The organism is Agrobacterium sp. fls2-241-TYG-188a (genome assembly GCF_030209845.1).
Map to the genome: position 1 here is coordinate 1203465 of NZ_JARVRD010000001.1, position 22070 is coordinate 1225534.

The window sequence follows — 22070 nt, forward strand, 5'->3', positions numbered from 1 at the left end:
CTGGCCCCTCAGTAACCGGTCATTTCGAGGTACCCGACACCGGATGTGCTGCCATCAATGGTGATCGGCCCTTCCCAATATGGCGTGGAGGTCGTCATCCACGCCTGTTCGTTTAGCGCACGTAGCTTGATGTCCAGACCCTTGCCAACAATTTTGATGCGCCACTCAACCGGAACGTCACGTTCATTGACCCGCGCGGTGCGAATGGGCTCCAGCACCACATCGGCGGATGAAAGCGGGGTCGTTTTACCATCTGCGGAGATCCAGTTCGCAGAAATATAGCCACCCGCGGAATCCCGCAGTCGAAAGGCCATCACCTTTTCGCCTGATGCCAGATGGAGCGAGAACCAGTCCCAGCCGGTCTGGTTGGAGGCAAGCGGCTGGGACGACCATTCCCGATCGAGCCAGGCGTTTCCGGTCACCTTGACCAGGGAGCCGTCCAGCATAACGGATCCGTTCACCTCATAAAATGGCTGGGAATAATAATAGCTCGCCTGCCCCGCCAGAGATTTGACGGAGTAACCCTTGTCTCCCTGCAAGACCAGGGGACCGCGAGCGTCGAGGTTTAGCTTGTATTCGAAATCTTTGCCTGCCGCGCGCAACTCCACATGGTCAAGCTCGTCGGTTCCGGCGGAGGAGGTTTTCATGGACCAGTCATCGATCCACGCTTCAAAAGGCGCAGGGTTGACGCCTGCTTGGTCAACGCCGCCACGGGCCAATCGCTCTGCGACATGATGTTTTTCAGCAGTCGTTACGGCAGCATGGCCGATCCATATCTGCTTGCTCGCCCAGCCCTTCTTGTCTTCCGGGGCAAGAGCCGAGCGAAACAGCGTCCATTGCGCGCCAAGCTTTCGTCCATCCGCCGTTTCCAGATTGGCCGTGATGTACCACCATTCTATCCGGAAATCCGGGTGCGCGCCGTGATCGCTCGGAAAGGCAAGCTGTTTTCCGGGCTCAGGCACGGTGAAGCCTTCAGCCGTAGACCCAAGCCCGGCAAAACCCTGGGCCTGAGACCTGATGGGCATGAATGACAGCGCCAGAACCACGATGGCGAGGCTCGCTATGGCAAGTTGCTTAACGTTCATTGGCAAATACCCTTACCAGATCGGCGGGCTTGCTGTTCGCTAGCCGAAGCACCGGAAGCAACACGGATAAGATCGCGGCGATAAGGGCGATAGCACCAAGCTTTGCCCACTCTAGAGGGAAGACCATGACTGGCAAGCGCCAGCCGAAGGCTTCCACATTCACGATAACCAGCAACACCCAGGCCAGTGCAAGACCCACCGGGATGGCTGCGAGGAATGTCACGAACCAAAGTGCCACAGTCTTGAATACCTCCATCATCGCCAGATCGCGGCGGCGAACACCCATTGCCCAAACCGGCGCAAGCTGCGCGATCCGTATGCCGGACAGGGTCAGCAGACTGGCAAACATGGCAAAGGCGGCAACGGCCAGAGTGAGCACGTTGAGCGCGCCGGTTACAACGAACGTCTGCTCGAAAATTGCTCTGGATTGCTGCTTGAGCGCAGATTGGTCGATAATATTGGCTCTTGGCAGGCCAAACTCGCTTGTCAGTTGACCCGCCAGTGCCGGGGCCTGCGCAGGGTCTATGCGGACGCCATAGCGCAATATGGGTACATCCGGAAAATGGGTCTTCATCGGCTCTGCGCCGATCATCAACTGGCCCTCGGGATTTCCATAATCCGAATAGATGCCGACAATCTTGACCGTCCAGCTACCCGGCAGGGTGAGATCCTGCCCGATCTTCACGCCGTTTCGACGCCAGAATTGTTCGTTGACAAGCGCCCCACGTCCTTGTGAAACGGCATCCCACGCATCCGGCGTCGATTGAAGAAGCGGCCAGTGTTCGCGATAAGTGGGATGATCTGCAACGCCCGAAAGCTGGACATCCGAACCGAGAACCTTTGCTGACATGCTCATGCTCGGCAACATCGCGTCTGCGCGCGGTTTCAACCATTCAGCCAGCCGCACCGCCTCGGTCTCGTCGCGCGCAGTCACATAGAGTTCGGAGACCAGACGCTGATCCAGCCATCCAAGGAATGTGTAGCGAAAACTGGAGACCATGGTTCCGACGCCAATATTGGCCGAGAGGGCAAGCAGCAGCGCCATCAATGCCAGTGATAGGCCTGGAAGCTGCATGCGCGTATCTGCCCAGAACCAGAATGTCAGGGCTCGGCTGGATAGACGCTGCGCAAGTGTAAGCCCTACCGAAAGGAGCACCGGCAGGATAAGGGCTGAACCCAGAAGCAGCGCAGCAAGCACCGCAAAGCCTGCCACCAGACCGGACCCCGCTATGGCAAGACCGAGCGCCAGCACCAGAAGAAATGCGCCGATGCCTGCCTGTACCCTCAAGCCTTTGCCCGATGCTCGCATCCATGCGCGTGGTTGGGATGAGGCGAGGATGGGCATTTTGCGAACACGCCACAGGCTTTGAATCGCCGAAAGCAAGGTTCCGGCAACGGCCATGCCAAGACCCGCCAGCCACCATTCCGGGCGCAAGGCAAGGCCGCCGGAAATGCTCGCGCCATAGAGCCCTCGCAGCGTTGCTGCAACACCGGGCAAAAGCAGGGAGGCCATGAAATAACCGATCACGATGCCCAGCAACCCCGACAGCACGCCAAGTGCGAGGATCTCGATAAGAAGCATTGATGTCAAAGCCCGAAGGGATAGGCCGAGACTTCTCACCGTGCGGAACGTCGCCCTGCGCTGCTCATAGGATAGTCCGGTGGCGGAATAAACGATAAAGAGACCAACGACGAAGGCGAGAAAACCGAATGCAGTCAGGTTAAGATGAAAACTGTCGGTAAGGCGGGCCAGATCCGGCTGCTCACCCGCCGCCTTTATTCTGAGGTCCGGAGCAATCCTCTCAAGCGCTGGAGGATCGACACGCTGATCGGGTGCCACGACAAGTCTCGTCAGCGCCCCGCCCCGCTTCAAAAGCCGGTCGGCCACGGCGATATCGGTAAATGCGGCATCATCAGGAATGACATCGGATACGCGCAGGCGAAGGTTCTTCTCTCCCTCAAGTCGTTTTGCCGTAGCGGGTGAAACGACCAGGACATCCATGCCGCCGATGAAGTCTGCAAGATCTGACGAACCGGAGATCGACACCACCCGCCCCTCGGGCGGCATTGTCAGGGGATCAATTCCAATCAGCCGCAGCCGCTGTCCTCCCAACCGGTAGTCGCCTTCAATCACGGGGGAGACGTTCCAGCCTGCGCGTCGCAGCGCGGCATAGGTTTTCAAGGCAATGGTGTCGGCGTCCTTGGCCACCAGTTGCTCAAGTCCGCTCTGCTCCAATAGGGCTGCAGACCGCGCGTAGCTTCCCCTTGCTTCCGCATTGATGGCCTGAACGCCGGACCACAAGGCCGTCGCCAGAGCTATCCCGAGCACCAGTGTTGCAAGCTGTATTGGCCGATGGCGCCAGTGCGAGAGCAAAACGAAAAAAGCGGCCACGTTCATGTGGCAATTCTTCCCTGCCGCAACAGGACTTTTCGGTCCAGCTTCGCCGCCAGTCGTTCGGAATGGGTCACAAGAAGCAGCGAGCAACCGGCGCCCCTGCTCAGCGTCAGCATAAGGTCCAGCACCGCGTCACCCGTCGCTTCATCCAGATTTCCGGTTGGTTCATCCGCCAGGATCATGCCGGGCCGCGCGGCAAGCGTGCGCGCAATAGCAACGCGCTGCTGCTGACCGCCAGACAGTTGCTCGGGATATCGCTTTGAAAGAGCGGAGAGGCCCAGCTTCTCCATCAGTTCGGCCTGCCATTTGGCATCATGCCTGTCGGCCAGTTTTGCGTGGAAAGAGATGTTCGCGGCCACATCGAGGGAAGGCACCAGATTGAACTGCTGAAACACAAGCCCAACCTCCTTGCGCCGATACTGCGCCAAATCACCCTCATCCAGGCGCGATATGTCACGGCCATTGGCCATGACCTTGCCGCTATCTGCCGCATCCAGCCCAGCGGCAAGGTGCAAAAGAGTACTCTTGCCGCTGCCGGATTCCCCCGTCAGCGCCACGCTCTCTCCGGCGATGACCATAAGGTCGATCCCCCTTAGCACTTCAACCGGGCCTTCCGGCGTCGTGTAGGATTTGGTGACATTTTCGATGGATAGCTGCATGGAATCGGCGTCGCATTTCGGCTTTGCAAAGCTTATGCCCGGAGCACATAAATATCCATTGCTCCGGCCCGCCAAGATTGCGTTTAAAAAATTTGGGGGCGTCATCCGCCCCCTGTCGTCCCTATTTCACTTCCGTGTCGTCAACGACATCGGTTTCCGGCCTGTCGCCGCCGTGAACGTGTTGGGATTGCCAATGGCCGTCAGCCAGCTGGAAGGAAATATCCACTTCCTCACCCCCGATCTGTTGCCTGCGCGCCGCATCCTTGGCGGCTTCAAGAGCTGAATCGTGATCGGGAAATGTCTCTGACCATACATCTCCAAGCCGGTAGGCATATCCGCCGTCGTGCTCGCCTACATGATAAGTAACTGCCATCGTCAACTCCTTTTGAACAGGCTTAAAACGCCGCCGACTGGCAGATGTTCCGGCCATATGTCAGTCTCAAGCTGGTAGCCAATGAACCGAGTGGACGAAACGGCGTTAAGACCTGCAGGAGGAGAACGAATATGAAGCAGATCCTTATCGTCATCTCCCTGTTGATAGCCTCAACCACGAATGGGTTCGCAATGGATAGTCTGGCAGAATTGAAGTGGAACAAGCGGATACTGGTGCTTTTCGCCGAGGACGGAAGTTCCCGGTTGAACCAACAGGTCGACCTTCTGAAAAACCGCACCCCTGAAATGGACGACCGGGACATGCTGTTGCTGCAAGTCAGCAAAACGGACGTCAAATCGGTCTATGGGAAGGCACCCCGGCTTGATGCCGCAGCGCTCCGCGCTGAAGCCGGCATAGCCGGATCGGACTTCACGGCCGTTCTCATCGGGAAGGACGGAGGCGAAAAGCTAAGGAGCGATGACGTTTTGAAAGAGAAAGATATATTCGATCTCATCGACAGTATGCCTATGCGCCGGGCGGGCCAGAAATAATTGCGAGCCAGAATTCTACCGTCCGTGAAGAGGTTGCTTAGAAGTTGAAGACATCCGAACCGCTCATTGTCACGGCACAGATACTGGAGCAGGATCTCCAGCCATTCGATACGCTGCGGAAACAGTATTTCCCGGCAGACAAAAATTTTCTGCGAGCCCACGTTACCCTGTTCCATAGGCTTCCCGGCGAATACATAGGCGAGGTGCAGCACCGCCTTACTCAGGTCGCTTCAGAACATTCGGCGATCAGGGCCGAGATCGTCGGTCTGCGCCACCTTGGGGCTGGCGTCGCCTTCACGATATCCAGTGACCAACTGCAGCAGGTTCACGCCAGCCTGAAGCTTTTGTTTCGACCATGGCTTGGCGGGCAAGATATGCAGAAGTGGCAGCCCCACATCACGGTGCAGAACAAGGTCGCGAAACCGGCTGCGGACGCGCTTTACAAGGACCTTGATCAATCCTTCCAGAAAAGCTCCCTATGTGTAACGGGTCTCGACCTCTGGCGTTACCTTGGCGGACCATGGCAGCATTGCCTGTCCGTTCCCTTCACGACATCGCCCTAACGAGAACTCTTTAACGGCAACCTAGCCCGATTATCCGACTGACACATTGGAATTCTGCGTGGCTGCGGTGTCCCGTGGCGCACCTTGTCCATCATCCTGCGCGGGGGCTTCATCGACGACACCGTCGTTTAGAAACAGACGCTGCGTAGACAATCACAAAATCGATTTTTATTGGCCCCCAAAAGACGAAAAGCCTGCCGCGGGAGGAGGTGCGGCAGGCTTTCGAAATATTGAACAGCGACTGGGAGGAGGAGTGTCACTGTTCCAACAGACGTCCCTTGGGAGGAGGATAGGTTCGTCTGATTGCGAAGTGATGCGGGAGGAGTGCATCGCTTTCGATGACCCAAAGATACCATTTTTCGCTGCTCGTTAAATAGCCAAATCCACAGCCCTGCCATGCAAAAACGATGGCAGTCGCCCATCACCCATGCCTCGTCCCTTGGGGGATGATTGGACCGTCAGTCGACTTCGGGGTCGTATTCTCTGGGTGTGTCGTCCTTGCTAAACAGAACACATGGCCCCCGGGATCCGCGAGGATCATATGAATATCCCTTTAGCGCCAAGGCCTGTGTAATGTCGCGAATGCCTGCGAGATGGTAGAGATGATCGTGCAGCTCCACGAATATCCTCTCGACACCAACAAGCTCAGCGTTTTGCAAAAGATCGTGCTCTGCCCCTTCGATATCCATGACCAAGGCATTGATTCGATGACGATTGATGAATTCGTCGATATTCTCCGAGGGAATTTCGATACGCTTTTCGTACGGCCCCTGGTTTTCATCCATGGAAGACATCCACAGATCCTTGCGAACATAAAATGGATGCAGATGTGGTCCGTGTGCTGTCAGCAGCCCTTGGGAAAAGACGACATTGTCAGCACAATTTGCCTTGATGACCCGGGTCGCAAGAGCGGCTGTGCCGGGGTTGGCTTCGAACGCCCAGACGGACACATCCTTGATGCCGGCAATGATGGAAGTGATGATTCCGATGCCGGAGCCCAGTTCCAGAACTCGGTCGCCCGGCTTGATCGCCTTGAGAATGCTGCGGGCTTCCTTGGCTTCGTAACTGCCATCCTCAAGCGCCTTCCAGATCACCGGAGAGACTTCCTCGCGCGCCAAATCGAGCCGGACACCGTGCACGTCAAGCCGTTCCATTCACATTTCCCTTAAAAACTGTCTCAAAGTGATCATGATAGTCTTTCGACCGCGCGCTTGAAGACGTCAAGCTTCTCGGCCGGAGCGGGTCGCCCGATCAGATAGCCCTGCATCTGATCGCATCCGAGCCGGGTCAGACAATCGAACTGCTCCTGGGTCTCGATACCCTCGGCAATCGTCGTCATTCTCAGGCTTCTGGCCATGCCGACGACGAATTCGACGATAGCCATAGCATCCGTATCGGTCGCCACATCACGAAGGAAAGACTGGTCGATCTTGATCTTGTCAAACGGCACGCCGCGGAGATTTCCAAGCGACGAATAGCCGGTGCCGAAGTCGTCCATGGCGATCTTGATGCCGACATCCTTCAGTTTTGCCAATGTCTCCAGCGTCTGCTCGCTTCTGTTGAGCAAGACCGACTCGGTAATTTCAAGCTCCAGCCTGTGCGCATCCAGACCGCTTTTCTCCAAGGCATTGACGACATTCTGGATAAGCGTCGTGCTGTGGAACTGGACGGGCGACAGATTGATCGCAACCTTGAGATCTCCCTTCCACGACTTTGCCTCCTGACAGGCCGTATCCATCGCCCATTTTCCAAGCGAATGGATGAGACCGGTTCGCTCGGCAACGGGTATGAAATCGGAGGGTGGTACGCGACCACGCACGGGGTGGGTCCATCGCAAAAGCGCCTCGAAACCGCATATTTCGCGCGTTTTCGTCAGCATCTGCGGCTGATAGTAGACTTCCATTTCGTTGTTCTGCAGTGCGAGCTGAAGGTCGGCTTCGAATGACCGCTTCTCGGTCAGTTGCTGCTGCATATGGACCTTGAAGACGCTCGCGCTCCCCGGCCCCATCCGTTTGGCCTCATAAAGCGCCAGATCCGCCCTCTTGAACAACTCGTCAGCATTGGTCGCATCGTCCGACACGACGACGCCGACGCAGGTACCGATCTTGATCTCGAGCTCACCCAAATTGTAGGGCTGGCTGATTTCATCGATGAGGGCGTCGGCAAGCACGACGGCATCTTCCTCACTCATGCCGCTCGATATGACCGCGAATTCATCACCACCGAGGCGGCAGATCATGTCGCTCTTCGCCCGCGAGGACGACAAGCGTATACCGACAGCCTGAAGCAGCGCATCTCCAACATCGTGCCCAAGCGTATCGTTGATATCCTTGAAGCCATCCAGGTCCAGCAGGAGGATCGTTGCAGTGCGAGCATCTTTGACGCCCAGACGCTCGTCCAGCTCCTTGCGGAAGAAGGCGCGGTTGGGCAATTCCGTCAACGCGTCGTGATAGGCATCGTGCTCAAGCCGAACGTTGTTGGCTTGCAATTCCAGCGTTGCCGCCTGCAATTCCTCGGTCAGCCCGCGCATGTCTTTCTGCGCGCGATCAAGAAGATTGTTGTGGCGGTTCAGCAGCAGAATAAGGGCGACACCGCAAACAATCAGACCGCCCGCAAGGCCGGTAAAGATGAGATGGAGATTTCGCACCTCCGTATGGACGGAATCGATGAGATCGACGTCATAGGCAACGGAGGATGACGCGAATGTCGTCAGCGGCCCGTCCAGCTCGCTCATTTTTGGCAGAAGCGCTTTTACCTGTGGCGGCTGCAACTGTTCCAGATTTTTATCCAGATCCAGCAGGATCGCATTCAGGGTCGTGACGAGATCCTGCCATTCTGCGCGCGAGGCGATGAATGCTCCGAGTTTGCCCTGCTTGAGAAGCTCCAGTCGCCCAAGCATGATGTCCATTCGCAGGCGAAGGGTGTCGTGGGTGACGCGCTCCGGATCCACAACGAAGCCATAAAGACTGTTCTGGAGACGCAGATATTCGGAAACGGTCTGACTGACGGCCCACGAATCATTGTATCGGGCAAATTTCTGCAACGCAGTTTGCCGCTCGGCGATGACGTAGGCGATGTAGCCTGTAGCCAACACGAAGCAGCAGATAATGACCGCCAATACCTTGCGCAATCGGCACCTTTACTCGACTATAAGCTTCGCAACCTGCCAGGCGGAGCGCGTATAGTAAATCTGCGTTTGAAGTTCCGGCGTGCTGTCATAGGGGTAAATGACGAAGAGGGGTCCCTTCTCACGAACTTCCATGTAATTCCCATCCCGTTTCATGGCCAGAACAACGTTGAATTTTTCAAAGTCTGCCATCGGTATAGCTATTGCATAATCATTCAGTGCGACGGCTTTTACAGTCTCGCCCTTGGCCCCTACCGTCTCCATTAATTTTTTGAGCAGCACGCCCTCGAAAACCGTTCGGCCATCATACCATGGATTCGTTGTCTGAACGGTCGTAATCCCGAGCGCCTCGAGCATGTCTCGATCAAATCTTGCGACGCCGTCCGCATTGGTGTTTGAAATTTGCCCCGAGATCGTCAATATGGTCTTCCCGACCGGCTGCGGCAAAGAGCCGGCCTGTGCGGATGAAATCCATGTGATCGCCAAGACGGCGCTTAGAAATGACCGCACAAAACACATCGTTTTTGTCCTTCGATAGACCCCATGGCTCACCATTGGCCGAGCTAATCAATTTCTAAAATCTTATATCAGAATTCGATACAATATTCTTACATAGATTTTTTCTAATATTTCGAGGCTCTGGCTTCTCGCAACGCATCGTCCCGCCCTAGCCTCAGAATGACCATTGCGTGAATTCACGTTACCGCATGTTTTTGACGGAGGTTAGGAAAAACAGCAAGATGTTTTGAGAATGGTTTAAGAATATAAAACACTTAGCCACCGGGCGTGGCAATAACCTCGCCCGGTGCTATCCTCGGTTTGGAAAATCCCTCCAAAGCAAATGGAGGGATAAATGCTGGTCACATCACTTCAGGTCGAACCTGTCGGCGTTCATCACCTTGTTCCAGGCGGCAACAAAGTCCCTGGTGAAGGCATTGCCTGCGTCGGAAGATCCGTAAACTTCCGCGAGAGCCCGCAATTGAGAATGGGAACCGAAAATGAGATCGACTCGCGTGCCGGTCCATTTCGCTTCACCGGTCTTGCGGCTGCGGCCTTCGTAGACGCCATCCTTGCCTGCGACCGGCGACCACTGCAAATCGTTGTCGAGGAGGTTGACGAAGAAGTCGTTGGTCAGAATGCCGGGGCGTTTTGTGAAGACGCCATGTTCCGGCTCTCCAACATTAAGCACACGCAGACCACCCACCAGAATCGTCATCTCCGGCGCAGTCAGCGTCAGAAGCTGCGCACGATCCACAAGAGCCTCTTCAGGCTTCATGAACTGGCGACGCGTCTTGCTGATGAAGTTACGGAAACCATCGGCACGCGGCTCCAGTGCGGCGAAGGAAGCTGCATCGGTCTGTTCCTGCGATGCATCCGTCCGGCCTGGCGTGAATGGCACGACGATGTCGTTGCCGCCTTCTCTTGCAGCCTTTTCGATGCCTGCAGCACCGGCAAGCACGATCAGATCTGCCAGAGAAATCTTCTTGCCCCCGGTCTGAGCGGCGTTGAAGTCACGCTGAATGCCTTCCAATACGCCGAGAACCTTGGTGAGCTGTGCAGGCTGATTGACCTCCCAGTTCTTCTGCGGCTCAAGGCGAATGCGTGCGCCATTGGCACCGCCACGCTTGTCTGAACCACGGAAGGATGATGCCGAAGCCCAGGCTGTCGAGACCAGTTCCTGCACTGTCAGGCCAGAAGCCGCGACCTTTGCCTTCAGGTTGGCGATATCGCTGTCGTCGATGAGAGGGTGGTCAACTGCGGGTACGACATCCTGCCAGATCAGATCTTCCGCTGGAACTTCTGGTCCGAGGTAGCGCACCTTCGGTCCCATGTCGCGGTGCGTCAGCTTGAACCACGCACGCGCAAAGGCATCGGCAAACTGCTCAGGATGCTCAAGGAAGCGACGGGAAATCTTTTCATAGGCCGGGTCGAAGCGCAGAGCCAGATCCGAGGTCAGCATTGTTGGAAGATGCTTTCTCGACGGGTCATAGGCATCGGGAATGGAGGGCTCGGCATTTTTGGCGACCCACTGCTTGGCACCCGCCGGGCTTGTGGTCAGCTCCCATTCGAATCCGAAGAGGTTTTCGAAGAAGAAGTTGCTCCACTGCGTCGGGGTCTGTGACCATGTCACCTCCGGGCCGCCCGTGATGGCGTCCTTGCCGATGCCGCTGCCGAACTTGCTTCTCCAGCCGAGACCTTGATCCTCGATTTCGCCCCCTTCCGGCTCGACGCCGATCAGCGATGGATCTCCAGCGCCGTGCGTCTTTCCGAATGTGTGACCGCCCGCGATCAGTGCGACGGTTTCTTCATCGTTCATCGCCATGCGGGCAAAGGTCTCGCGGATATCCCGAGCAGAGGCCAACGGATCAGGATTGCCGTTCGGACCTTCAGGATTGACGTAGATGAGGCCCATCTGCACCGCGCCCAGAGGCTCGGCCAGTTCGCGCTCACCGCTGTAGCGTTCATCGCCAAGCCAGGTGCCTTCCGGACCCCAGAACAACTCTTCCGGCTCCCAAACGTCGGCGCGACCACCGGCAAAGCCGAATGTCTTGAAGCCCATGGACTCCAGCGCGACGTTACCGGTGAGGATCATGAGATCCGCCCAGGAAATGCGGTTGCCATATTTCTGCTTGATCGGCCACAGAAGACGGCGCGCCTTGTCGAGGTTGGCATTGTCTGGCCAGCTGTTGAGCGGCGCAAAACGCTGCTGGCCGGCACCGGCTCCGCCGCGGCCATCGGTGATGCGGTAAGTTCCGGCACTGTGCCACGCCATGCGGATAAACAAGCCGCCATAGTGGCCGAAATCCGCTGGCCACCAGTCCTGCGAATCCGTCATAAGGGCGTGAAGATCGCGCTTCACCGCATCAAGATCGAGCTGCTTGAACGCTTCCGCATAGTTGAAGTCTTTGCCCATCGGGTCGGAGAGAGAAGATCCGTGATGCAGGATCTGGATGTCGAGCTGGTTTGGCCACCAGTCACGATTTCCTCTGACAGCTTTGGGAGTCTGGCCGTGGGCTACTGGACATTGAGCCGCGCTATCGGTTTTCTGGTCCATGATATCCTCCAAGTCACATATGTGTGGCGTTAAAAATGAGAGTTCTCAGTCAAAAATCGCAGGATTTGGGTCGTCTTTAAGAGCGGACGCACCATGTCCGTCTGCCCCGAAGAAAAATCTAATCGCTCCAGAAGACCTTTTAACGGCTAGTTCCGATAAATTTAAGTTGGATTTACTGATTGCCGCGATAAGATATCCTTATGAAGAATCTGACGCTCAAACAGCTGCGCTATTTTGAAGCTCTCGCACGGCATCGTCGTTTCCGCCTTGCGGCAGATGCCTGCGCCATTTCGCAGCCTGCTCTTTCCATGCAAATCAAGGAACTTGAGGAGGAGGTTGGCCATGAGCTGTTCGAGCGCAGCGCAAAGGACGTGAGGCTGACCGCTTTCGGTCAGACGTTCGCCGTTCGCGTGCGAAAGATTCTCCGCAATGTGGATGAACTGGGCGAAATGGCGCGAGCCGCGAAACACTCGTTTCTTTCCCGCCTGCGCATCGGCGTCATACCGACGGTCGCACCCTATCTGCTCCCTGTCATCATCAATGACCTCAATACCGCCTTCGATGGCATGGAGCTCCAGATACGAGAGACGCAGACTGCAAAATTGATCGAGGAATTGAAGCAGGGCGATCTGGACCTTGCCATCGTGGCCCTGCCAGTGTCGGAGCCCTCATTGAGCGAGATAAAGCTCTTCGATGAGGAATTCGTTCTGGTACGAAGGCATGAAGATGAAGGCAAGCCCGTGCCGGACAGGGGCGCACTTCCACAGATGCGGCTGCTGCTTCTTGAAGAGGGCCATTGCTTCAGAGATCAGGCCTTGGCCTTTTGCCACGTTGGCTCCAGCCAGCCACGCGAGGTCATGGAAGGAAGCTCTCTGTCGACATTGGTACAGATGGTCAGTGCCGGCATCGGCATCACACTCATTCCGGAGATGGCGGTGTCTCTGGAGACCCGCTCCGCGCATGTCTCAATCTCCCGTTTCGATGCCCCTGCTCCTGTGCGGTCCATCGGCATGATATGGCGAAACAACACGCCGCTGATCAAGCAGTTGCTGCCCATCTCCGATATCATCCGGCAATCGTCAGCGCGGATTCGCGAAGATCGCACGGCGAAAAGGACGTTTTCGGGTTCGCCCAAATCAAGTTTCCGATAATCAACTAATTTTGTATGTTCTTACGCTTGCTTTAAAACACGAACGTTCGTATTTGAATTTCTGTTTTAGATAGTGAGCAAATATGGCCCGTACGCGGAAGATCAGTGCCGATGACATCCTGGATGCCGCAGAACGCGTCATCCTGCGTCTTGGCGCGGTCGGCGTTTCAATCGATGCCGTTGCTCAGGAAGCGGGCGTCAGCAAGTCCAGGGTCGTCTACGATCATAAATCGAAAGCGGCTTTGCTGGAAGCATTGATAGAGCGTCGGCTTTTCTCAGAGCAGCAGCACATCCGTACCTGCGTCGAAACGTCCAAAGATCAGGCACACCCTGAGCTTTTTGCTCGCATCACCGTGGCCGAAGAAGAGCCTGATGATACCGATAAGGCGGTGTGTCTTGCGTTGAGTGCCGCCATGTCCGGCGAGAAAAAGCTGCACGAAAAAATGCAGGATTGGACCCGCAGGGAGCTTGAAGACATTAGCGGTTGCGAAAAACCACGGGCGGCTCTGGTTGCGTATCTGGCACTCACCGGTTTTTCCTGCACCGAATATTTCAATTTCTACCAGTGGGATGCGGAAGCCCGGCTGGCAATTCTCGAAGATATCCGCGCCATTTATTTGAATTCCCCCAAAGAAACCTGATCACCCGCGGTGATAAAGAGGACGATATAATGCAAAGCAGAATGTCTCTGCCAAGGCTGTTGCCACTCATCTCGGCCATTGCCCTAACCATAGCTGCCAATGGCGCGAATGCTCAGGAAGGAATGCAGATGCCACCCCCGGCAGTCGGCGTTCTCGAACTGAAGGCCAGATCGGTTCCCGTTATCAATGAGTTGCCCGGAAGAATTGCAGCGACGCGTGTCGCCGAAGTCCGCGCGCGAGTCTCTGGCATCTTGCAGGAGCGCGTGTTCCAGCAGGGAACGCTCGTCAAGAAGGATGACGTTCTCTACCGCATCGATCCGCGACTGTTCAAAGTGCGTGTAGCAAGCGCAGAAGCTGCGTTGCAACGCGCAAAGGCCACACAGGACAATGCACGCCAGCAGCTGGAACGTCAGAAAAATCTGCGCGAACGCAACGTCTCGACCGGCATCGACTACGATACGGCCGCCGTCACGCTTGCCCAGGCAGAGGCAGATGTTGCGCTTCAGCAGGCCGCGTTGGACGAGGCGCGCATCAACCTCGAATATACCGAAGTCCGTGCACCGATTACCGGCATTATCGGCGCCGCACTGGTCACCGAAGGCGCGCTGGTCACCGCTGACGGAACCCAGAATCTTGCCCTCATTCAGCAGATCGATCCCATCTACGCGGATTTCACCCAGTCGGCGCAGGATATGATGGCTTTGAAACGAGCTGTCGAGGAAGGCAAGCTGGCAAGCACCGCGCCTGATCAGGCAAGCGTGCGTCTCGTCTTTGATGATGGCAGCGTCTATTCGGATCCTGGCCGTCTGCTCTTTGCCAGCGCAAGCGTTGATTCCACCACGGGTCAGGTTACGCTGCGCGCCGAATTTCCGAACGCGCGTCGGGATCTGCTGCCCGGCATGTATGTGCGCGTCAGAATTGAACAGGCCGTGCGTGAAAGCGCCATCACCATACCGCAGCGGTCGATTGTCCGTACTGCAGATGGCAAGCCTCTGGTCTATGTTGCCAAGGAAGACAGCACAGCCGAGGCTCGTCCTGTCGTACTCGGTCAGGCCATCGGTTCGGAGTGGGTCATCGAAAACGGCCTGAAGGCTGGCGAGAAAATCGTGGTCGATGGCGCACAGAAAGTCCAGCCTGGAGGCAAAATCGCGCCGGAACCGTGGCAGCCGGAAAAGCCGGCTGAAGCAACCGCGCAAACACCCAAGCAGTAAGGGTTTCCCATGGCACAACTATTCATCAGACGGCCGATCCTCGCCTGGGTTTTCGCGCTTTTCATTTCCATCGCGGGCGTCATCGCGCTGCCTTTCCTGCCAATCGCGCAGTATCCCAAGGTCGCGCCGCCGCAGCTCACCATTTCAACGAGTTACCCGGGCGCATCGCCGCAGGACATCTATCAGGGCGTCACCCGTCTTATCGAAGACGAGTTGAACGGCGTTGAAGGGCTGATGTATTTCGAGTCCACCTCGGATACGTCGGGCCAGGTTTCCATCAACGCGACCTTCCAGGCAGGCACAAACATCAACCAGGCCTCCGTTGATGTGCAAAACGCCATTCGCCGTGTCGAAGCCCGCCTTCCGTCAGCCGTTGCGGCGCAGGGCGTGACGGTGGAAGAAGCTGCCTCCGGCTTCCTCATGTTCATCACGTTGACCTCGACCGACGGAACCATGGACGAGGTGGGCCTTGGTGACTATCTCAACCGAAACGTTCTCGGTGAACTACGCCGCATCGAAGGCGTTGGCCGTGCACAGCTATTTTCTGCCCAACGTGCTATGCGCGTGTGGATCGACGCCGACAAGCTCGTTGGCCTCAATCTCACCGCCGCCGATATCAACAGCGCCATCACCGCCCAAAATGCTCAGGTTGCTGCCGGGCAGATCGGCGCGGCACCCAATCCGGTCACACAGGATTTGACGGCGACCGTCCTTGTCAAAGGCCAGCTCACAGACACTGAGGAATTCGGAAACATCGTCCTGCGTGCCAATCCCGATGGCAGCAGTGTGCGCCTGAAAGATGTCGCCCGCATCGAACTCGGTGCGGAAACCTACAACTTCTCCAGCCGCTTGAACGGTCAGGCAAGCGCCGCCGTCGGCATTCAGCTTTCATCCACCGGTAACGCCGTTGCCACGTCCAAGGCGGTGTCGGCAAAGCTTGAGGAACTGTCCCGCTTCTTCCCCACCGGCGTTGCCTATTCCGTTCCCTATGACACGAGCCCCTTCGTTTCCGCGTCTATCGAGAAGGTGCTTCATACGCTGGTGGAAGCCATCATCCTCGTTTTCGTGGTGATGTTCGTGTTCCTGCAGAACTTCCGCTACACCGTCATCCCGACGCTTGTCGTGCCCGTGGCGCTACTTGGCACCTGCGCCGTCATGTATGCCACCGGATTTTCCATCAACGTTTTGACGATGTTCGCGATGGTGCTTGCCATCGGCATCCTCGTTGATGACGCTATCGTCGTTGTGGAAAATGTCGAACGCATCATGGCCGAGGAAGGCCTGTCGCCCAAGGCCGCCACGCAAAAAGCCATGCGCCAGATCACCGGCGCTATTCTGGGTATTACGCTGGTTCTGGCCTGCGTGTTCATTCCCATGGCCTTCTTCCCTGGCTCGACGGGCATCATCTATCGCCAGTTCAGCTTGACGATGGTCGTATCCATCCTGTTTTCCGCATTTCTGGCGCTGTCACTGACGCCAGCGCTTTGCGCAACATTCCTCAAGCCGATCAAGGCCGGACATCACGAGAAGCGGGGCCCCGGCGGCTGGTTCAACCGCAAATTTGATTCCCTGACTCATGGCTATACCAGGGCGGCCACCGGCGGCGCGCGTCGCGCCGGGCGGATGATGGTCATCTATCTCGCGCTTCTCGCGGGCCTCGGCTATCTGTTCATCAGCCTGCCGAGCGCCTTCGTGCCGGATGAAGACCAGGGCTTCCTGATCGTTGATATCCAGGGTCCGCCAGAGGCAAGTGCCAACCGCACCACTGCGTCCATCGAGCAGATCGAAAAGATCTTTGCGGCGGAGCCGTCGGTCAAGGACGTCGTTGCCATCCAGGGCTTCAGCTTCTCTGGTAACGGCGCAAATGCGGCCCTTGCCTTCATCACGCTCAAGGATTGGTCAGAGCGCGGTGCCGACAATTCCGCCCAGGACATTGCCAACCGCGCCAACATGAAACTCTTTGGTCTGAAGGACGCGACAACCTTTGCGCTTTCGCCTCCTCCCATCGAAGGTTTCGGCACATCCGGCGGCTTTTCCTTCCGGCTACAGGACCGCAACGGAATCGGCCAGGCGGCCCTCTCGGCTGCCTCTGCCGAGTTGATGCAGAAGGCGGCGCAGAGCCCCATCCTTGCCGGTATGCGCGTGGAAGGTCTTCCCGACGCTGCGCAGATTCTGCTCGTCATCGACCGCGAAAAGGCCAATACCTTCGGCGTCACCTTCGCCGATATCAACAACACCATCACCGCCAACCTCGGTTCGTCCTACATCAACGACTTCCCGAACTCGGGCCGAATGCAGCGCGTCGTCGTACAGGCGCAGGATCGCGACCGCCTTCAGGTCGAAGACCTGCTGAAACTGAATGTCCGCAATTCAAGTGGCGGCATGGTGCCCCTCAGCTCCTTTGCCATCGCGCAATGGCAGAAGGGTTCACCGCAGATCGTTGGCTATAACGGCTATCCGACGATCCGTATTGCCGGCTCTCCCGCTCCGGGAAATTCCACGGGCGCTGCGATTGCGGAAATGGAAAAGCTCGCCTCGGAACTGCCCTCAGGCATCGGCTATGAATGGACGGGACAGGCACTGGAAGAGATCAAATCGGGTTCGCAGGCCCCATTCCTCTTCGGCCTCAGCATCCTTTTCGTGTTCCTGCTGCTTGCCGGACTTTACGAAAGCTGGTCCATTCCGCTTGCCGTGATGTTGGTGGTTCCTCTGGGCGTCATCGGATCGGTACTTGCGGTCATCCTGCGTGACATGCCCAATGACATCTACTTCAAGGTGGGCCTGATCGCCATTATCGGCCTTTCCGCCAAGAACGCGATTCTGATCGTTGAGTTCGCGAAGGACTACTATGCCGAGGGCAAGTCGCTCATGGAGTCAGCGGTAGAGGCAGCGCGTGTCCGCTTCCGCCCCATCATCATGACGTCGCTTGCCTTCACATTGGGCGTGGTGCCGCTTGCAATCGCCACCGGCCCAAGTGCTGCCAGCCAGAACGCCATCGGCACGGGCGTGCTTGGCGGTATGGTTTCGGCAACGGTCCTTGCGATCTTCTTCGTCCCGGCCTTCTTCGTTTTCGTCCTCACATTGATGCGCACGAAAAGACCGACGGAAGAGCCGCCTGCGGAAGAAGCCAAGCCCATAGAGGGTTGAGCCTGAACGAAAACGCCGCAGAGATGATCTGCGGCGTTGTCGTTTCAAATCAGAGCTGTCGTGAACTTCAGCAGTCGCGGCCGTTGGAATATCCATCGACAATGCAGACCGAGCCGGGCATGGGCTGCGTGATACTGCGGCGAATGCTGTAGGACTTTTTTGGCTGTTCGCTGCGGTTGATCGAGCCTGTGCTGATCATGTCGAAACTATCAGGCACCTGCGCGAAACGGGAAGGCGGTGTCTTACCAGCCAGCATGGGAGTGACGATGAGCGAAAGGGCGATGGCAACCATACCGAACAGCAGCGCGACATTCAAAACGCCAATTCTGCGCGACTTCTCGGAATAGGATTGGCGATCCTCGACTGTTTTCCAGAAATCTTCGTTCATTTTCGGCCTCGCTACGCGCCATTTACCAATTATTCAGCCTGTGAATCTGCCAGATGGTGCTGAATGAAAGGTTAATGGCGCCCCGTTTTGGTACGCACGAAGCCGTGAAAATCCCTTCTTCACAGGTTTATTTTAAAAAAGGCTTTACAATAAGTCCTGAAGATAAGGGATCAGTGGTTCATCTGCTGGCGGCATGGGGTAATCCCGTAATGCCTGCGGTTTGACCCACTTGATTGCCTGCCCCTCGGCTCCGCGCGGAATGCCTTCGTAACGCCTGCACACGTAAAGCGGCATCAGCAGGTGAAAGGTGTCGTAGCTGTGGCTGGCAAATGTCAGGGGTGCAAGGCAGGCAACTTTGGTTTTGATCCCAAGCTCCTCTTCCAGTTCCCGGATCAGCGTTTCCTCGGGCGTTTCGCCCGGCTCCACCTTGCCACCGGGAAACTCCCATAGTCCGGCAAGCGATTTACCCTCGGGCCGTTGCGCCAGAAGGATACGACCATCCTGATCCACCAGCGCGCAGGCGGCGACCAGCAATATGCTTCTGCCAGCCTCGGCCATCAGGCAGCATCCTTGCGCCAGTAGCGATAGGTATAGGCCGTCGAAAAGCCGAACTTCTGGTAAAGTGCGATAGCCGGTCGGTTTGTCGAGACAACCTGGAGCCAGGCGGTCTTCGCGCCGCTGATGCGGGCCCAGCGCAGCGCCGATGTGAGGATCTGCGAACCCGTGCCCTGACGTCGGATCGGCTCGGCAACCTCAAGAGAGAGAATGCCGGCAAGATCATTGTCTTGCACGCAAATCACAGTTGCCTGCGGCTCGCCCTCGACCTCTTCCTTCGTGAAAAGGCCGAGTGTCGGCTTGATGGATGTGACGATCTCCGCAATTGCGGATCGAAGCGACGGATCGTCGCCGCTAACTTTGAGGCTTGCTTCCACGAACCGCCCGATATCATGGCTTGGAAGATGTGCCATCGTTTCCGGAAGCTCCGCATTGGCGATGTCGCTGGTCATGACATCGACCTCTTCGAATACCGTCCAGCCATCACGCGTAAGATGATCGCGCAATTGCGGCGGCATGAGTGCCGTCTCGCGCACGATCAGCGGTCGTCCGAAATCCTCAAAACGCTTGCGCGCCTTTTCAAGACGAACGTCGCAATGTCCATAGTCGGATGGATCGAGCGGCACGACGCAATTGATCCGCTTGGATGGGTGAGACCCGGTCAGGCGAATCTGCCAGCTGCCATCATAGATGACGGACGAGGCAGGCCATGCCCGAAAGCTAACGGCTTCCAGCCTGCGGACAAGCGGAAGATTGATTGGCATGCTGCGCATATCAAGAGACCCCACAGATCAGCTCCGGTAGTCGCCGTTGATCTCGACATATTCCTTGGTCAAATCGCAGGTCCATACCGTTGCAGTACCATTGCCAAGCCCGATGTCGACTTTGACCGGAATATCCTCGTTTTTCATCACGGCGCTGGCTTCCGCTTCGGAATACTCGGGGTCGCGCTCGCCATTGACGGCAACGCGGACATGTCCGAACCAGATAGCAAGCCGGTCGCGATCCGCGAGTTCCCCTGACTTGCCGACGGCCATGACGACACGGCCCCAGTTTGCGTCTTCACCCGCAACGGCGGTCTTGACCAAGGGAGAGTTTGCGATCGAAAGTGCGATCTTCTTTGCCGCAGCGTCGCTTTCAGCACCCGTTACGGTGATTTCCACCATCTTGCGCGCGCCTTCACCGTCACGAACAACCTGCAGCGCAAGGTCTTTGAGCAGTGCGTTCAACGCATCCCGGAAAGAAGCGAGCTTTGGGTCATTGGCATCTTCGATACGCGCCTGCCCGTCCGCAGCGGCGGCACCGGTCGCAAACAGCATCAGCGTATCGGATGTGGATGTGTCGCTATCGACCGTAACCGAATTGAAGGTTGGACCGACGCCAGCCGCCAGAAGGGCCTGCAGCGCCGGTGCGGCGATGTCGGCATCGGTCACGACAAAGGACAACATCGTCGCCATGTCGGGCGCAATCATGCCCGCACCCTTGGCAATGCCGTTGATGGTGACGGTAATGCCACCGATTTCGGCGGTACGGGTTGCAACTTTCGGATAGGTATCCGTGGTCATGATGGCCTTGGCGGCTTCCTGCCAGAAGTCGCCGGTCGCATCCTTGTTCATCTGTCCGAGAACACCGGCAAATTTCGTGGCGTCCAGCGGCTCACCGATGACCCCGGTCGAAGCAAGAAAAACTTCACTCGCAGCACAGCCAACGGCTTCTGCGGCAGACTTGCCGGTCAGCTCTGTCGCTGCCTTGCCCTTAACACCGGTGAAGGCATTCGCATTGCCGGAATTGACAACAACGGCACGGGCAACACCACCAGCCAGGTTCGCACGGCAGAAATCAACAGTAGCAGACGGGCAACGCGACCTGGTGAAAACACCCGCCACACTGGCAGGCTTGTCGAACACCATCAACAGAACATCGGTTCGGTTCTTGTACTTGATGCCGGCAGCAGCCGTTGCCATTCGCACACCTCGCAAAGCGGGCATGTCTGGGAAGGATTTCGGAGCGAGCGGAGAAACGGCAGCGGACATGGAACAGGAACCTGCATAATGGGGATGGAATAAAACCGATAAAGAAACAGGGCGGCTTGTCGCCGCCCCGCAGATAATGTCTGGCTTACTGCTGAGCGGGCTGTTCGGCCTGCTGCTTGCTGGCTTCCTCATAGGCCTTGCGCATGGCCTCATCAGGAATATCGATCTTCTGAGCGGCCTTGGCCTTCTCGATCAGCGCAACATACTTGTCGCGCATGACCAGCTGGCGAACCTGTGCTTCGACCTGATCGAAAGCCGGTGGCGGTGCGACGCGCTTGTCTTCCAGCTTGATGACGTGGAAGCCGAACTGCGACTTCACAGGCTCCTTGGTGTAGGCGCCCTTTTCAAGCTTGAATGCGGCTTCTTCGAATTCAGGAACCATGCGGCCCTTGCCGAACCAGCCCAGATCACCGCCGTCATCCTTGTTGGAATCGGTGGACTTTTCCTTGGCCAGTGCTGCGAAATCCTTGCCTGCGTCCAGCTGCTTGATGACGTCCTTGGCTTCTTCTTCGGTCGCGACCAGAATATGAGCAGCCTTGACTTCTTCTTCCTGTGGAAGAGCAGCAACTTCCTTGTCGTAGCGCGCCTTCACTTCGGCGTCGGTCACGGCATCCACGACATGCTTGCGGAAGTAGGCGTTGTGCAGTTCACGGTCGGAAATGAAAGCAAGGCGTTTCTTGAAGTCTTCTGTCTTTTCCAGACCTTCTGCCGTCGCGTCCTTGACGAGAAGCTTGACGTCGATCGCGCCGGAGAGAGCCGCTACCTTCTTCTGTTCGTCGGGAAGCTGGGCCAGCTGCGGGTCGAGATTGCTCATGGCAAGATCAAGTTCGGACTGGCGGATTTCCAGATCGCCGACCTTTGCGACCACGGCATCTTCCTGTGCGAAAGCAGGAAACTGAAGCCCAAGCGTAGCTACGATGACAGCAGCCGCAATTCTATTATAGCGCAACATATTAAACCTTTCGGAGACAATGCCGGCTCCAGACGTGGTTTTCCGGCTGAAAAAACTTCCAAACACCGGAATGTGGCCATTCTGTAACGGGCAGAACCGTTGACATCATTTGCCCCCCCTCTTATCTGTCACGCAACCTCGCGTCCAGATACGTTTCAGGGTGAAGTCTGTCATTTGTACTTTAT

Annotated in this window: 19 protein-coding genes; 6 read left to right on the forward strand and 13 right to left on the reverse strand. The window is 56.9% G+C overall.

Going from position 1 to position 22070, the window contains the following annotated elements; translation table 11 throughout:
- Positions 1–8: 8 nt before the first annotated feature.
- The 4 genes from QRN85_RS05195 to QRN85_RS05210 all read right to left on the reverse strand — a co-directional run bounded on the left by QRN85_RS05195 (position 9) and on the right by QRN85_RS05210 (position 4512).
- Positions 9–1085 (reverse strand): lipocalin-like domain-containing protein, encoded by a 1077-nt coding sequence (locus QRN85_RS05195; RefSeq protein WP_284757007.1) that lies wholly within the window; start codon positions 1083–1085, stop codon positions 9–11.
- Positions 1075–3483, reverse strand: coding sequence for an FtsX-like permease family protein (locus QRN85_RS05200; RefSeq protein ID WP_284757006.1), 2409 nt, complete (start codon positions 3481–3483; stop codon positions 1075–1077). Before QRN85_RS05200 ends, QRN85_RS05195 begins: the two co-directional genes overlap by 11 nt.
- Positions 3480–4139 carry an ABC transporter ATP-binding protein gene (locus QRN85_RS05205; RefSeq protein ID WP_284757005.1) on the reverse strand — a complete coding sequence of 220 codons (660 nt, stop codon included), beginning with the start codon at positions 4137–4139 and terminating at the stop codon, positions 3480–3482. The genes QRN85_RS05200 and QRN85_RS05205 overlap by 4 nt, the downstream gene beginning before the upstream one ends.
- Before the next feature lie 121 nt (positions 4140–4260).
- Positions 4261–4512: a hypothetical protein gene (locus tag QRN85_RS05210; RefSeq protein WP_284757004.1), complete on the reverse strand. Its 252-nt coding sequence runs from the start codon at positions 4510–4512 to the stop codon at positions 4261–4263.
- A gap of 131 nt (positions 4513–4643) precedes the next feature.
- Here QRN85_RS05210 and QRN85_RS05215 point away from each other — a divergent pair, with 131 nt between their 5' ends.
- Both QRN85_RS05215 and QRN85_RS05220 read left to right on the forward strand, forming a co-directional pair.
- Positions 4644–5063, forward strand: coding sequence for a DUF4174 domain-containing protein (locus QRN85_RS05215; protein ID WP_284757003.1), 420 nt, complete (start codon positions 4644–4646; stop codon positions 5061–5063).
- A gap of 44 nt (positions 5064–5107) precedes the next feature.
- Positions 5108–5626: a 2'-5' RNA ligase family protein gene (locus tag QRN85_RS05220; RefSeq protein WP_284757002.1), complete on the forward strand. Its 519-nt coding sequence runs from the start codon at positions 5108–5110 to the stop codon at positions 5624–5626.
- A 458-nt stretch (positions 5627–6084) separates the two neighbouring features.
- Here the strand turns inward: QRN85_RS05220 and QRN85_RS05225 are convergent, their stop codons facing one another.
- From QRN85_RS05225 to katG, 4 genes are all read right to left on the reverse strand, one after another.
- On the reverse strand, positions 6085–6780 hold the full coding sequence (locus QRN85_RS05225; RefSeq protein WP_284757001.1) for an FkbM family methyltransferase: 696 nt from the start codon (positions 6778–6780) through the stop codon (positions 6085–6087).
- Between the two features lie 32 nt (positions 6781–6812).
- Positions 6813–8756, reverse strand: a complete 1944-nt coding sequence (locus QRN85_RS05230; RefSeq protein WP_284757000.1) for a putative bifunctional diguanylate cyclase/phosphodiesterase — start codon at positions 8754–8756, stop codon at positions 6813–6815.
- 9 nt (positions 8757–8765) lie between these two features.
- Positions 8766–9272, reverse strand: a complete 507-nt coding sequence (locus QRN85_RS05235) for a putative pterin-binding protein (RefSeq protein WP_113218605.1) — start codon at positions 9270–9272, stop codon at positions 8766–8768.
- A gap of 346 nt (positions 9273–9618) precedes the next feature.
- Positions 9619–11808 (reverse strand): catalase/peroxidase HPI, encoded by a 2190-nt coding sequence (gene katG / locus QRN85_RS05240; protein WP_284756999.1) that lies wholly within the window; start codon positions 11806–11808, stop codon positions 9619–9621.
- Between the two features lie 200 nt (positions 11809–12008).
- On the opposite strand from katG, the gene QRN85_RS05245 reads away from it, so the two are divergent.
- From QRN85_RS05245 to QRN85_RS05260, 4 genes are all read left to right on the forward strand, one after another.
- A complete protein-coding gene (locus QRN85_RS05245; RefSeq protein WP_284756998.1) occupies positions 12009–12959 on the forward strand; it encodes a hydrogen peroxide-inducible genes activator in 951 nt (316 codons plus the stop codon).
- A gap of 82 nt (positions 12960–13041) precedes the next feature.
- Positions 13042–13599: a TetR/AcrR family transcriptional regulator gene (locus tag QRN85_RS05250; protein WP_062588340.1), complete on the forward strand. Its 558-nt coding sequence runs from the start codon at positions 13042–13044 to the stop codon at positions 13597–13599.
- 29 nt (positions 13600–13628) lie between these two features.
- Positions 13629–14810: an efflux RND transporter periplasmic adaptor subunit gene (locus QRN85_RS05255; protein WP_112962105.1), complete on the forward strand. Its 1182-nt coding sequence runs from the start codon at positions 13629–13631 to the stop codon at positions 14808–14810.
- Between the two features lie 9 nt (positions 14811–14819).
- A complete protein-coding gene (locus QRN85_RS05260; RefSeq protein ID WP_062588343.1) occupies positions 14820–17957 on the forward strand; it encodes a multidrug efflux RND transporter permease subunit in 3138 nt (1045 codons plus the stop codon).
- A 67-nt stretch (positions 17958–18024) separates the two neighbouring features.
- Here the strand turns inward: QRN85_RS05260 and QRN85_RS05265 are convergent, their stop codons facing one another.
- From QRN85_RS05265 to QRN85_RS05285, 5 genes are all read right to left on the reverse strand, one after another.
- Complete coding sequence (locus QRN85_RS05265; protein WP_062588344.1) at positions 18025–18345, reverse strand: hypothetical protein; 321 nt, start codon at positions 18343–18345, stop codon at positions 18025–18027.
- A 144-nt stretch (positions 18346–18489) separates the two neighbouring features.
- Complete coding sequence (gene mutT, locus QRN85_RS05270) at positions 18490–18903, reverse strand: 8-oxo-dGTP diphosphatase MutT (protein WP_113091946.1); 414 nt, start codon at positions 18901–18903, stop codon at positions 18490–18492.
- Positions 18903–19673 (reverse strand): GNAT family N-acetyltransferase, encoded by a 771-nt coding sequence (locus QRN85_RS05275; RefSeq protein WP_284756993.1) that lies wholly within the window; start codon positions 19671–19673, stop codon positions 18903–18905. The genes mutT and QRN85_RS05275 overlap by 1 nt, the downstream gene beginning before the upstream one ends.
- Before the next feature lie 18 nt (positions 19674–19691).
- Positions 19692–20933 carry a bifunctional glutamate N-acetyltransferase/amino-acid acetyltransferase ArgJ gene (gene argJ, locus QRN85_RS05280; protein WP_284756992.1) on the reverse strand — a complete coding sequence of 414 codons (1242 nt, stop codon included), beginning with the start codon at positions 20931–20933 and terminating at the stop codon, positions 19692–19694.
- Between the two features lie 85 nt (positions 20934–21018).
- On the reverse strand, positions 21019–21885 hold the full coding sequence (locus QRN85_RS05285; RefSeq protein WP_082469724.1) for a peptidylprolyl isomerase: 867 nt from the start codon (positions 21883–21885) through the stop codon (positions 21019–21021).
- Positions 21886–22070 lie beyond the last annotated feature (185 nt).

Excerpts from the sequence above, each read along its gene's own strand:
- QRN85_RS05250 (WP_062588340.1), top strand. The coding sequence starts at position 13,042 with ATGGCCCGTACGCGGAAGATCAGTGCCGATGACATCCTGGATGCCGCA.
- QRN85_RS05260 (WP_062588343.1), top strand. The coding sequence starts at position 14,820 with ATGGCACAACTATTCATCAGACGGCCGATCCTCGCCTGGGTTTTCGCG.
- QRN85_RS05265 (WP_062588344.1), bottom strand. The coding sequence starts at position 18,345 with ATGAACGAAGATTTCTGGAAAACAGTCGAGGATCGCCAATCCTATTCC.
- QRN85_RS05285 (WP_082469724.1), bottom strand. The coding sequence starts at position 21,885 with ATGTTGCGCTATAATAGAATTGCGGCTGCTGTCATCGTAGCTACGCTT.
- QRN85_RS05215 (WP_284757003.1), top strand. The coding sequence starts at position 4,644 with ATGAAGCAGATCCTTATCGTCATCTCCCTGTTGATAGCCTCAACCACG.
- QRN85_RS05210 (WP_284757004.1), bottom strand. The coding sequence starts at position 4,512 with ATGGCAGTTACTTATCATGTAGGCGAGCACGACGGCGGATATGCCTAC.
- QRN85_RS05205 (WP_284757005.1), bottom strand. The coding sequence starts at position 4,139 with ATGCAGCTATCCATCGAAAATGTCACCAAATCCTACACGACGCCGGAA.
- QRN85_RS05275 (WP_284756993.1), bottom strand. The coding sequence starts at position 19,673 with ATGCGCAGCATGCCAATCAATCTTCCGCTTGTCCGCAGGCTGGAAGCC.
- argJ (WP_284756992.1), bottom strand. The coding sequence starts at position 20,933 with ATGTCCGCTGCCGTTTCTCCGCTCGCTCCGAAATCCTTCCCAGACATG.
- QRN85_RS05235 (WP_113218605.1), bottom strand. The coding sequence starts at position 9,272 with ATGTGTTTTGTGCGGTCATTTCTAAGCGCCGTCTTGGCGATCACATGG.
- QRN85_RS05225 (WP_284757001.1), bottom strand. The coding sequence starts at position 6,780 with ATGGAACGGCTTGACGTGCACGGTGTCCGGCTCGATTTGGCGCGCGAG.
- QRN85_RS05195 (WP_284757007.1), bottom strand. The coding sequence starts at position 1,085 with ATGAACGTTAAGCAACTTGCCATAGCGAGCCTCGCCATCGTGGTTCTG.
- katG (WP_284756999.1), bottom strand. The coding sequence starts at position 11,808 with ATGGACCAGAAAACCGATAGCGCGGCTCAATGTCCAGTAGCCCACGGC.
- QRN85_RS05255 (WP_112962105.1), top strand. The coding sequence starts at position 13,629 with ATGCAAAGCAGAATGTCTCTGCCAAGGCTGTTGCCACTCATCTCGGCC.
- QRN85_RS05245 (WP_284756998.1), top strand. The coding sequence starts at position 12,009 with ATGAAGAATCTGACGCTCAAACAGCTGCGCTATTTTGAAGCTCTCGCA.
- QRN85_RS05200 (WP_284757006.1), bottom strand. The coding sequence starts at position 3,483 with ATGAACGTGGCCGCTTTTTTCGTTTTGCTCTCGCACTGGCGCCATCGG.
- mutT (WP_113091946.1), bottom strand. The coding sequence starts at position 18,903 with ATGGCCGAGGCTGGCAGAAGCATATTGCTGGTCGCCGCCTGCGCGCTG.